Genomic DNA, 12,107 nt, shown 5'->3' with positions numbered 1-12,107 from the left:
TCGCGATTTTCTGGACCCGCGCCCAAGGATCGGTCATAGAAGAGACATGCGTCGAGACCCCAAACAAACCCGTTCACAAGCCAAGGTCGCCGAAATCCTCGCCGCTGCGCAGCGTGTGTTGATCGCGCGTGGGGTGGAGAATTTTACCACCAACCATGTGGCGTCCGAAGCAGGGTGTAATATCAGCACGCTTTACCGCTATTTCCCTGAAAAGCATGAGATTTTGCACCAGCTTTACCGCATGTGGCTGGCGGAAGAGGTGGCCGTGAATCTGCAAGCAGTGGCAGAGGCACAACACCCGATTGATCCCGCCGCATTTGTTGCAGAGCTGTTTCGCCGCCATCTGGAAACCCATGACGAAGAAGCGCACGCATTGGCGGTTGAACTGACCAAAGCGCATTTCCTCAGCAAAGAAATCCGCGATATCGAAGGCTTGCACGAAGGAAACGTGGTTGAGGCAGTGCTGTCGCACCTGCCGCAGATGACGTCCCACCGCTTCAGCGCAGAACAGGTGACCTATGTATTCCGCTTGGCGCTATCGCTCTTGGTGATGATCAACACCGCCACGCCAGAAGATCGCGCAGGCCTGTCAGACATGGCGATTGCCACACTGGAACAGACAGTGCGCGGATTTTATAGCTAACGATTAAGGCGCTTCGCCACTCAGGCGCGGATGTTGCGGGCCAGGGCGCAGAACTGTTCCAGTCCCACGGTTTCGGCGCGGTCGGTGGGCTTGATGCCAGATGCGATCAAGCGATCCTCCAGATCTGGTGCCAGACCTTTCAGTGCGGCGCGCAGCATTTTGCGGCGTTGGTTGAACGCCTTGGCGACCACCATTTCCAGCGTTTTTGCATCCGCCTCAAAGCGTGGCGCGGGCAGGGCGGTGAGGTTCACCACTGCAGAATGCACCTTGGGCGGGGGATTAAACGCCTCTGGTGGCAGGCCCAGCACAATGCGCGCGTCTGTGCGCCATTGGGCTAGGATAGCAAGACGGCCATAGGCCTTGGATCCGGGTTGCGCCACGATGCGTTCGGCCACTTCGCGCTGGAACATAAGGGTGAGGGATGTCCAAAACGGTGGCCACTCCTTTGGCGTTAGCCAGCGCACCAGCAGTTCGGTGCCTACGTTGTAGGGCAGGTTGGCGGCGATGCGGATCGGTGGGGTGAGGTGTTCCAGCGGATTGACCTCCAGCGCGTCACCGTTGATCACCTGCAGCTTGCCCGGATAGGCATCGCCAATCTCTGCCAGCGCGGCCATGCAGCGGCTGTCCTTTTCGATCGCCAGCACCTTGCGCGCGCCTTCAGCCAGTAGGCCACGGGTCAGGCCGCCGGGACCGGGGCCAACCTCTAGCACGTCACATTCCTGCAAATCACCTGCGAGGCGGGCGATTTTGGAGGTCAGGTTCAGATCGAGGAGGAAGTTCTGCCCCAGCGATTTCTTCGCGGCGATGCCGTGGGTGTCAATCACCTGTTTCAGCGGAGGCAGGGAGTCGATGCCGCTCATATGATAGCGTCCTTATGACGGTTGACCGCTGCGGGCCGCGGCCATACGGGCGGCCTGACGCAGGGCGTGAATGGTTGAGGATGGATTGGCAAGCCCTTGACCTGCAATATCAAATGCGGTGCCGTGATCCGGCGATGTGCGGATAAAAGGCAGGCCGAGGGTGACGTTGACGCCTTCGTCAAAACCGATGGTCTTGATCGGGATCAGCGCCTGGTCGTGGTACATGCAAACCGCCGCGTCATAGCCTTCGCGCGTGCGGGCATGAAACATCGTGTCGGCAGAGGCAGGGCCGCGCAGATCGTAGCCTTCCGTGCGCATCTGGTCGATCAGCGGGGTGATCCAGCGCAGCTCCTCATCGCCCATAGCGCCGCCTTCGCCCGCGTGGGGGTTCAGACCCGCCACCGTGATCCGGGGCTTAGCAATCCCGTAATCGCGTTGCAGACCCTTATACGTGATCTCAATCGTGCGGCGTAGGCCGTCGGCGGTCAGCGCCGTCGGCACCTCTGACAGGGCGATGTGAATGGTCGCCGGCACCACGCGCAGCGCGTCACAGGCCAGCATCATCACCACCTGATCCACATCCGCCAGCGCGGCGAGGTATTCAGTGTGACCGGGATAGGCAAAACCCGCGCCGTCCTGCAGCGCCTTTTTATGGATCGGCAGCGTACAAAGGGCCGAAGCCGCATCAGATTGGACAAGATCAACACCACGCGCGATCACGTCAATCACCCCTTGGGCATTTGCAGGATCAGGCCGTCCGGCGACTGCAGGTGCCGCGAAATCATGGCGCAGCACCGGCAAACCTTGGGGCATAGCAGCCACCGCATAAGCCGGTGTCGCGATTTCCACGACCGCAGCCCCATCAGGCAGGTGCGCGGGATCGCCGATCAGGAAAAACGGCAGCTCATCACGCAGTTCATCCCATGCTGCAACGGCCAGCTCTGGCCCGATCCCTGCGGGTTCACCGCAGGTCAGGGCAATGGGTTGGGTCATCGTTTGATAATCCGGGCGTTTGCGCGCAATTCTTCCAGATAGCCGTTGGCAAACCCTTCCAGCTGCTCATTGCGCAGCTGGCGTGTCACATCTTCGCGGCTGGCATCCTGCGCCAATACCGGAGAGCGACCGCACAGCATCAGCAGTTGAATATCGCCTGACGCGGTCGAAAGGTTATAAGACACCTCACCGGAGTCCAGTTTCGCCAGCTCTACCGCAATGCCGCGCGGCAGATCTTTGGGGGCGGCGCTGGTCACGGTCAACAGATCAGCAGATTTGCCGAAGTTTTCGCCATAAAGATCGTCACAGGTGTCCACCGCAGCCGCAACACCCGCCGCCGTTGCCAGTGTTTCAGGTGTCCGGCCACCAGGAATGGTGAGCGACGCATATTCCACCGCCGCAATATCCGGTGCGCGGTAGGCACTTTCTGCAATAGAACGCATCTGGAACACGGCCAGCGCCCCTTGCATCGGGATCACCGAGGTAGTTTCCCCCGGCTCAAGGCCTAGCAGAACGGGGCGCAACGCCGGTGGCAGTTGCGAAATGGGCAACCAGCCCAATTTGCCGCCGGTTTCCTTGGTCGGTGCGGCAGAAAAACGCTTCGCCGCTTCGGTGAAATCACCAAAGCTGTCGATCGTTGCCACCTGTTCCGCAATTTCGGTGATCTGCGCCTCATAGCCCGGTTGCAGCGGGATGATCACTTCGGACAGCAAAACACGAACAGATGCACGAGAGCCCAATGCCTCCATCGCGCGATCGATGTCGGTTTCGGTTACAGACACCCGGCGACCAAAGCGCGCGCGTACCAATTCGCGCCAGATCAGGTTTGAGCGGACAAAGGCGAATACAGTTTCTTTCTCAATTCCTTCTGCAGCAGTAAGCTCAAGGAATTGTTCAGTTTTCAGGTTGCCACGGGCGGCAAACTCTTCAACGGCATTTTCCAGTGCGCCGTCCAATAGTTGCAGATTAACACTGCGCGCCGCCTGTTCCCGCAGGCGGTCATCAATCAACTGTTCCAGCGCCAGTTCTTCCAGATCACCGGGGGTGTTCAGCAGTTCCAGAAACGCGATGCGCTGCGTCAGTTCGAAATTGGTCACCACCTGATCATCAACCTTGACCACAGGTGCAAAAAGCCCCTGCGCCTGCGATACACCGGGGGCCGACAAGAGGGCACCAGCCGCGGCGGTGGCAAGGATAAGTTGGCGCAAACTGTTTTTCTTCATCATCATTTAGTTCCTGCAACTGCGCGTGTAACTGCTGTCTGTTTTGCCCGTTGAGAACCCGGTGAGGTTCACAGTGAAATCGACCGATGTGGATGCGTCCACGTTAGTCGAAGAGGTAAAGCGGCGCGAGAGGGAAAGATTAAGATCAACGCATTCATTGCGATAATTCACCCCCAGCCGTGCCTCGGCCAGTTTGTCACCAGCCACGTCATAACGCCAACGGGTCGCACCAGTCCAATGGCGGGCAAACCGATAGCTGCCGTCCAGCACCCATTCCGAAATGACATCGGCACGGTCTTCGCCCGGATCACGACCCAGCCAGACGTAAGAGGCCATCAGGCCAAAGTCCTTGCGTTGCCAAGCGACGCGCGCTTCGGCTTTGTTTGCGCTCAGCCCTGCATCCAACAATGTCCGGGCGCCCAAAGTGAAGCCTTGTGCGTTGCGTAGTTGACCTGCGATCAGAACATCTGACACTTTCCCCGACAGACCGGAGGTGGCGGAAAAATCTGCCTCTGCGGCATCACGGTACACGCGACCAAGGGTGAGGTCGCTGCCCCATTGCGCCCCCTGACGGACCCAGCGCAAACCAATCGCGCTTTGACCACCACGCTCACGCCGACTTTCGCCAGTGAACCGCGACAGACTTAGCAGGTTGCCTTCGTCAAATTCGCTGCGGGTGCTGTCTTCGTTCGGGATATTGTCGTTGCTACCGCCAGCCCAACCCAGCATCGCAACAGGTTCCAGAAGATGCGTGACACCGTTGGCTGTGGTTTTTTGAAACGGCCAGCGCAATACCAGCTGAGCTTCGGGTGTCAGTTGACCTTGCTGCCTGGGGCTGGTGCTATCCTGTGCCAGATGGAAAGCGTCCCCACGCACGCCAAACACATGTGTTGCGCGCAGCCCCAACGGCAATGTCCAGTCGCGCTGCCAATGTGCAGAGACATTCGTGCGCGCCACATCACGTCCCACGATGTCATCGCTGGAATAACGATGATAGGCGGCAGCGGCAGCGCTCAGCGTAACGACACCACCAATCCCCGCAGGACGGAAACGCCGTTCATAAAGTCCGTTGGCAACCGTCGTCGGCAATTGGGAATTGATGTCCCCTTCGCGCAGCGATTGGTGCGCCGTCAGACGGGTCGCGATAAACTCATCCTGTGTCACACGCGAAACGGCCACCTCAGACCGCAAGCGGTCCTTTGAGGAAAAACCATAATCCAGAAGATAGGCGTCGTCAGTCACGGCCTCGATCTGCAGATCCAATTTGAACCCACGTGCCAGATCAAAGCGACCATTGCCGAACACATACCCGCGTGTTCCGGCCTTGATGTCATCATCCGACACTGCGCCCTCAAAGGTTAGGCCGCCATTATGGAACGCCTGCCGATACCGCCATTCCAGCGTGCGGGTGTTGGCGGACACAAACGGCGTCAACGTCAAGTCGCGGTGATCGCCCATGCGAATGAAATACGGCACCCGTACCCCAAGGCCCAACTGGCTGTTTTGGCGCAGCGAGGGCATCAAAAAACCAGTCGCACGTTTTAACGTCGGATCGGGCAGGCGGAGACGGGGCAACCACAAAACGGGCACATCTAGAATGCGCACCTGAGCCTGATCGAAATACAGCTGTTTGGCCTCGTTGTCGTGGGTCGTGCGTTTGGCACGGATCTGCCACAGGGGCGGGCGCCCCGTTTCGCAGACACGGCAAGAGGTGGCTGCCACCTTATAGAGCTGCGTATACCGCCCGCCGATCCGGTTCAGTTCGTTTGCCGCCAGCTGCACGCGCTGATCCAGAACCATCCTAGCGCCCAGCATCAACCCGTTTTCAAACCGCGAGTCCAGTTCAGCCGACCCGGCGAGGATCACAACACCATCCTCATCTTCCAGCGTGATCGGGCCGGTTATGTTCAGTCGATCTTCTTTGCGGTTATAGGTAATTTCGCTGGCCCGTAGACGGCGCCCCTGATGGAACACCTCCACATTGCCGCGCGCAATCAGGACATTGCGGCCTTCGACCTTGAGACTATCAGCGACCAAAACCGCGTTTTGAGTGGCCGGCACGGCCTGTTGACTGGCCGCAGATTGCCCCGCAACAGATTGCGCCGCAAGGGTCAGGGGCATGGACAGCGCAACAGCGGCGCAGGCGGATTTGAGCAGACGCAGTTTCATCCGTCCTCCATATGCAAAAGCAGCCCAAGTGCAAGCATCACCGATGCCACAGGTGGCGTCCACGCAGCCAGCGAAATGGCAATTTGTCCATTTTCACCAAGAATTTGCGCAAAGTTACGGATGTAATACAGACCAAACCCCATCATGATCGAGGTCAGAACAGCCAAACCTGTACGGCCGAACCTGCTGTGGCGCATGGTAAAGGCAGAAGCAATCATCACCATCGCCACCAAAAACAGCGGCCGCGCCAATTCACGCTGCATCCAAACCGTGTGGCGGCGTGCGGAAAATCCAGCGCGCTCCAGCTGGTCAATATAAGCCGGCAAATCCCAAATCGAAATCGTACTGGGCATACCGAAACTGTCACGGATACGTTCTCGGGTCAGGGTTGAGGGAATGCGAAGCTCTGCCAAAACCTTTGCATCGGCTTCGGGATTGGCACCAGACACAAACTGCCAGCGCTTTACGTCCGTAAGCTCCCACGCGCCATCGGTCAGACGCGCAGCGCGCGCTTCGATCCGGCTGCTGGGGCCGCCGCTGCTGTGATAATTCAGGAAGGTGACATTAAAAAACACCGTGCCACCGGAATCCACCCGCGACGCGCGGATCACAGATTGGCCGTTCTGATCCCCCTGGCGTAGCCACAGGCCTTCGCTACTAATGGAAAACGCCTGTGCGCTGCCGCTGATGTAGTTTTCAAACAGCGTTTCATATCGCTTGGAGGTCGCGGCAACGATTGGGTTGAACACTGCCACTGCCATCACGCCAATCAACGCCGCCACGATCAACGGCGACACCAGACTGCGCAACGCCGAACGACCACTGGCGCGCACCACCACCAGTTCTGATGACCGTGCCAGGCCCAGAAACAGGCTGATCGTGGTCAGGATCATCACCAACGGCAGGATGTCATACAGGCCCTTGGGGGCATTGAGCAGTGTCAGCTCAACGATATCCCCGAAGGCCACGCCACGTGCGGAAAATCGGCTGATCTGTTCGACCAGATCAATCAGGGTCATCAACAGGAAAAACACCCCGAGGATACCCGCAAATAGCGTCAGGAACTTGCGTGCAAAATACAGATCTAGCCTCATGCCCCTGCTCCTTCTGCGGCAGGCGCGGAGGCACGGCGGCGACCACGGGGACGGGCCGCGATGTGCAAAATGACCGCAGCCATCCCCAATCCGGCAATGGAGGGCGCATAAACCAGTGGCCACAGTCCCGCGTTGGCGCGCACTGCGTCGGTTGCGACACCTTCGACCAGCTTTACGATGACCAGCAAAACCAATGCGCCTACGATCTGGCGCCACACGCCAAATCGCGAAAACTGCCCCAACAGCAGGGTCGAAAACCCGATCATAGCCGCCGCCAGACATAGAAACGCCTGATTGACGCGGAAATGCAGCTGTTCAATCACGTAGGCGCGGCTGACCCCGGTTTCCGCCACCGCACGATCAATACCGCCGGTGCCGGGCAGCAGATCCCAGGTCGGACGGTGGCGCACGTCCGCAGGACGTGTTCTGCGCGGGGTCAGGACGGAACTGATGTCATAGGCAAAATCATCAAATGTCGTGGTGAACAGACGGGTATCTTCGGGGGTGAAACTTTGGGCCAGACCGTCGACCATAACCAGCTTCACCGCGCCTTGATCCTGAATCAGATAGGCCTGACGGGCAGTATAGCTTAGCGCGCGGGTCGGATCACGGCGATCGGACAGATAAACATCGTTCAATGTGCCATCCAGATCGATTTCACGAATATAGAATGTGATGCCCTTCGATGGATGCAAAAAAGTGCCCTCGGTCAACAGACGCGCGGTGACGTTGCGGGAAATTTCATCCTCACGCTCGCGCATTTGACCCAAAGAGATCGGCACCAGAATATGCGTCAGCAACGACATCAGCACACCGACGATCAAACCATAATAGACAACAGGGCGCGCCAACCGCCACGGACTGAAACCGGTGGCCTGCATGACAACCAGTTCTGATTCATTGCTAAGCCGGTTGGTGACGTAAACCGCGCCCGCAAACACCGACATGGGCAAGACCAAGCGGATGACATTGGGCAGGGTCAGGGCGGTAAATTCCAGAAACACCAGTGCAGACTGGCCGTCGCCAATCAGTCGATCAAACAGCCGAACTGCGGAGTTGATCCAATAGATCGACACCAACACCAGCGCAAAAAAGCCAAACAGCACCATCAGCTGTGACAGCATATATCTGTCAAATCTCGACACCTGTCCCCCCAAGGACGTCAAATACTTGCGCCGGACCCTACTGCATGTCGCACGCGGGGAAAACTGCTATCTGGCATTGTCGGCGGAGGAACGCTAAATCTGTTTCAAACACCCTGAGGGAGCATTGCAATGACCACACCGATTTCCGTCACTTTTGAGGCTACAGATATTGACGTATTTGCCACTGTTGAGGGCCGCGTAGCTGTCATCGTGGACGAAGAGGGCAAACTGGACCCAGCCGGTCGGCGGTTGAACAAACTGACCCGTGGCGCGCTGTCGCGACTGGCAGAGGCAGAGCGTTTTGCAAAAGCGAAACAAGGTCAGATGATCACACTGGCCTATCCCGTCGGTCTGGCGGCAGAGGCATTGGATGTGGTGAAACTGTCGCGCCGTGCCAGCGTGGAGGATGCGCGCGAGGCAGGCGTTGCACTGGCCCGCGCCAAAGGCACCGACGCGCTGCTCTTGGCCGCAGGCAATACCCGCCATGTTGAACAGATCGCCCTGGGCCTGACCCTGCGCGCCTATAGCTTCAGCGATCACAAAACCGCAGACGCCGAAGCGGGCGCAGCTGCACGCATCGCCTGTTCCAAACCGGACGAAGCGACCGAAGCCGCCGCGCCGCTGTTTGCCATGGCCGAAGGTGTGTTTTTCACCCGTGATCTGACATCGGAACCGGCAAACGTGCTGACCACCACCGAGTTCGCCAACCGCTTGGTCGAGCTGAAATCGCTGGGCCTAGAGGTCGAAGTGCTGGAAGAGGACAAGCTGACTGAGCTGGGCATGGGCAGCCTCTTGTGCGTTGGTCAGGGCAGCGACAGCCCATCCAAGGTCGTCGTCATGCAGTGGAAAGGCGGCGACGCGGACGCAGCGCCGCTGGCACTGGTCGGCAAAGGTGTGGTGTTTGATACTGGCGGCATCAGCCTGAAACCCGCAGGCGGCATGGAAGACATGACCATGGACATGGGCGGCGCAGGCGTTGTGGCTGGCGCGATGAAATCGCTGGCCCTGCGCAAAGCCAAGGCAAACGTTGTGGGTCTGGTTGGTCTGGTGGAAAACATGCCGTCCGGCAACGCCACCCGCCCGGGTGATGTGGTCAAATCCATGAAGGGCGACACGATCGAAGTGATCAACACCGACGCCGAGGGCCGCTTGGTTCTGGCCGACGTGCTGTGGTACGCACAGGATCGCTTCAACCCCGCAGGTGTGATTGATCTGGCCACTTTGACTGGCGCGATTATCATCGGTCTGGGCCATGAAAACGCCGGTGTCTTCTCCAACGATGATGAGTTGTGCAAAGGCTTCCTGAAAGCGGCAGAGGCCGAGGGCGAAGGCGCATGGCGCATGCCGATGGGGCAGGCCTATGACGACCAGCTGAAATCGGCGATTGCCGATATGAAAAACGTCGGCACCCGCGCCGGTGGCTCGATCACCGCGGCGCAATTCCTGCAACGTTTCATCAAAGATGGCACACCCTGGATCCACCTCGACATCGCGGGTGTGGCCAGCGTGAAGGCGGAAACTGCCTATGCGCCCAAAGGATCGACCGGTTGGGGTGTTTTGGCACTGAACCGTCTGGTCGCTGACAAGTTCGAGGGCTAAGCCACGATGGGCGCTGCATATTTCTATCACCTGACCCGCGCACCTTTGGCGCAGACGCTACCTATGCTGCTAGGGAAGTCCCTGCAGGCAGGCTGGCGCGTTGTGGTGCGTGGTCAGGATGAGGGGATGATGCAGGCCCTTGATCTGGCCTTGTGGAAAGGGGCTGAGGACAGCTTCCTCCCACACGGGCTGGCCGGTGGCGCGCATGATGCGCAGCAGCCTGTTCTGCTGGGACATGATGTAATGGCTGAGGCAAACGGCGCCAGCTGTCTGATGTCCGTCGGTGGTGCGGCTGTCACGGCCGAAGAGGTCGCGGCACTGGATCGCGTCTGTATCCTGTTTGACGGTCTTGATGAAATGGCCGTCGATCATGCCCGCAGCCAATGGAAGGCCCTGACCGGCGCAGGCTGCGCAGCGCAGTATTGGTCCGAAGAAAGCGGGCGCTGGGAAAAGAAAGCTGAAACAGGCAGTTAGATCCCAAAATTAATATATAAACAAAAAACGCGCCCCGAATGAGGCGCGTTTTTATTTTCAAAACTGCTAAAACATCAGGGGATGATGCGGGTGTATTTCACACCTTCCAGCGTCGCACCTGCCATCAGGCCCGCCTGACCGAAGATCAGCGCCACAACCGGCGAGGTCGCGGTGGTGGTGTCTGCCCGCAGGTTGCCGCCCTGATCGTTCAGCGCGTATTCCACGTCAGCACCAGCGGCCCAGCCGGACGAATGGCGGAACCGCATCAGCGACTGTTCGGTCATGAAGAACAGAACGTGCGCAAACTGTTGTGCGCCGATTTGCAGGCCAAAGCTGCCCTTGGTGGCCGAGTAGTAATCAACCGTTACACCATCCACACGCAGCGCACCGCGGCCGTAACCACCACCGATGCCAAATCCAGCCTCAGTGATCAGCGGCATCACCAGCTGACCGTTGGATTTTTCCGCCAGATCGCGGGTGTTGGGGTAGCGCGAATAGAGGTAGTTCAGGGTTTTATCGACACGCGCGTCGATTTTCGGTGCGCCATTGGCGCCTACGCCATTGCTGCATGCTGCGGTCAGGCCTGCACCTGCCAGCGCCAGCGAGAAGCCACGTCGTGTGAAATTGGTCATGAGAATGCCCGTCTGTGTATTTCGTTGCCTGCTTGCCAAGGTGCTATCGCCTAACGTTAACACCCACGTAGTTCGGGTCTGTCGCCCGGAATTCTATGCACCACTATATATGGGCGCGCAGGGCCTGTCACGGCCTTTGCGCGCACACTGTTGTTATGGGCAAGCGCCCGCTTAAACCCGATATCAAAGGCTATGCAGAACCCGCGCCACTTCGGGCGCGAAATAGGTCAAGATGCCGTCGCATCCCGCGCGCTTGAAGCACATCAGACTTTCCATCATCACCTTCTGCCCGTCGACCCAGCCGTTTTGCGCACCCGCTTGGATCATCGCGTATTCACCGGACACCTGATAGGCAAAGGTGGGCACAGCAAACTGGTCCTTCACCCGACGGCAGATGTCGAGGTAGGGCATGCCGGGCTTGACCATCACCATATCCGCACCCTCAGCCAGATCGCGGGCGATCATGCGCATCGCTTCATCGCCATTGGCGGGGTTCATTTGATAGGTGCTTTTGTCGCCCTTCAGATTGCCGCTGGCGCCGACCGCATCGCGAAACGGGCCGTAAAACCCGCTGGCGTATTTGGCGGAATAGGACATCAGCGTCACGTCCTGATGCCCCTCTGCCTCTAGTGCGGTGCGCAACGCGCCGATGCGGCCATCCATCATGTCCGACGGGCCGATGATATCCACGCCAGCCTCTGCCTGAGACAGCGCCTGTTTCACCAGCGCCTCAACCGTTTCATCGTTCAAAATCTTGCCATCGCGCACAAACCCGTCGTGACCGTCGATGTTATACGGATCCAGCGCCACATCCGACATGATCGCAATATCGATGCCCGCATCGCGGATCGCGCGGGTGGCGCGGTTGGTCAGGTTGTCGGGGTTCCACGCCTCTTCGCAGCCTTTCGTTTTCAGGCTGGGGTCAGTGTAGGGAAACAGGCAGATCACCGGAATGCCCAGATCTGCCGCCTCGCGCGCGGCATCAACGATTTTATCGACAGAGCGGCGCACAACGCCGGGCATGGACGTCACAGGCTCTTCCACACCGTCGCCGTCGCGGATGAACACCGGCCAGATCATGTCATCCACTGTCAGCGTGTTTTCCCGCACCAGATCGCGGATCTGGGACGAACGGCGCAGGCGGCGGTAACGCGCGGCGGGGAAGGGGGCAAGCGACATCTTTGGAACCTTTCTTCTGGCCCATCACCTTCGGGCCCGGCAGTCTGACAGCGCACCCGTCAGGGTGAGCGTGGTTTGACCTATGGGTGGCATGGA

General features: G+C 59.0%; 11 protein-coding genes. 3 read left to right on the top strand and 8 right to left on the bottom strand.

Features of this window, described 5'->3' with window-relative positions; all coding sequences use genetic code 11:
• Positions 1–46: 46 nt before the first annotated feature.
• Entirely contained in the window at positions 47–643 is a 597-nt protein-coding gene (locus tag TM5383_RS02075; protein WP_058317386.1) for a TetR/AcrR family transcriptional regulator, read from the top strand.
• A gap of 20 nt (positions 644–663) precedes the next feature.
• On the opposite strand, the gene rsmA is transcribed toward TM5383_RS02075, so the two are convergent.
• From rsmA to lptF, 6 genes are read right to left on the bottom strand one after another with little or no spacing between them, the layout of a single operon-like run.
• Complete coding sequence (rsmA, locus tag TM5383_RS02070; RefSeq protein ID WP_058317385.1) at positions 664–1,503, bottom strand: 16S rRNA (adenine(1518)-N(6)/adenine(1519)-N(6))-dimethyltransferase RsmA; 840 nt, start codon at positions 1,501–1,503, stop codon at positions 664–666.
• Positions 1,504–1,515: 12 nt separating this feature from the next.
• On the bottom strand, positions 1,516–2,496 hold the full coding sequence (pdxA, locus tag TM5383_RS02065) for a 4-hydroxythreonine-4-phosphate dehydrogenase PdxA (protein WP_058317384.1): 981 nt from the start codon (positions 2,494–2,496) through the stop codon (positions 1,516–1,518).
• Positions 2,493–3,725: a peptidylprolyl isomerase gene (locus TM5383_RS02060; RefSeq protein WP_058317383.1), complete on the bottom strand. Its 1,233-nt coding sequence runs from the start codon at positions 3,723–3,725 to the stop codon at positions 2,493–2,495. Before TM5383_RS02060 ends, pdxA begins: the two co-directional genes overlap by 4 nt.
• Positions 3,726–5,888: an LPS-assembly protein LptD gene (locus TM5383_RS02055; RefSeq protein ID WP_058317382.1), complete on the bottom strand. Its 2,163-nt coding sequence runs from the start codon at positions 5,886–5,888 to the stop codon at positions 3,726–3,728.
• A complete protein-coding gene (lptG, locus tag TM5383_RS02050; protein ID WP_058317381.1) occupies positions 5,885–6,982 on the bottom strand; it encodes an LPS export ABC transporter permease LptG in 1,098 nt (365 codons plus the stop codon). The genes TM5383_RS02055 and lptG overlap by 4 nt, the downstream gene beginning before the upstream one ends.
• Positions 6,979–8,106 (bottom strand): LPS export ABC transporter permease LptF, encoded by a 1,128-nt coding sequence (lptF, locus tag TM5383_RS02045; protein WP_058317380.1) that lies wholly within the window; start codon positions 8,104–8,106, stop codon positions 6,979–6,981. Before lptF ends, lptG begins: the two co-directional genes overlap by 4 nt.
• 150 nt (positions 8,107–8,256) lie before the next feature.
• Here lptF and TM5383_RS02040 point away from each other — a divergent pair, with 150 nt between their 5' ends.
• Positions 8,257–9,726, top strand: coding sequence for a leucyl aminopeptidase (locus TM5383_RS02040; protein ID WP_058317379.1), 1,470 nt, complete (start codon positions 8,257–8,259; stop codon positions 9,724–9,726).
• Positions 9,727–9,732: 6 nt separating this feature from the next.
• On the top strand, positions 9,733–10,200 hold the full coding sequence (locus tag TM5383_RS02035) for a DNA polymerase III subunit chi (RefSeq protein ID WP_058317378.1): 468 nt from the start codon (positions 9,733–9,735) through the stop codon (positions 10,198–10,200).
• A 74-nt stretch (positions 10,201–10,274) separates the two neighbouring features.
• Here TM5383_RS02035 and TM5383_RS02030 read toward each other — a convergent pair whose 3' ends face one another.
• Positions 10,275–10,832, bottom strand: a complete 558-nt coding sequence (locus tag TM5383_RS02030) for a lipid-binding SYLF domain-containing protein (RefSeq protein ID WP_058317377.1) — start codon at positions 10,830–10,832, stop codon at positions 10,275–10,277.
• 183 nt (positions 10,833–11,015) lie between these two features.
• Positions 11,016–12,011: a porphobilinogen synthase gene (hemB, locus tag TM5383_RS02025; RefSeq protein ID WP_058317376.1), complete on the bottom strand. Its 996-nt coding sequence runs from the start codon at positions 12,009–12,011 to the stop codon at positions 11,016–11,018.
• Positions 12,012–12,107 lie beyond the last annotated feature (96 nt).

The sequence above is a fragment of the Thalassovita mediterranea genome (assembly GCF_001458435.1).
Classification (GTDB): Bacteria; Pseudomonadota; Alphaproteobacteria; order Rhodobacterales; family Rhodobacteraceae; genus Thalassobius; species Thalassobius mediterraneus.
The sequence above is the reverse complement of the archived record's forward strand: the minus strand, read 5'-3'. Positions and strand labels throughout refer to the sequence as shown.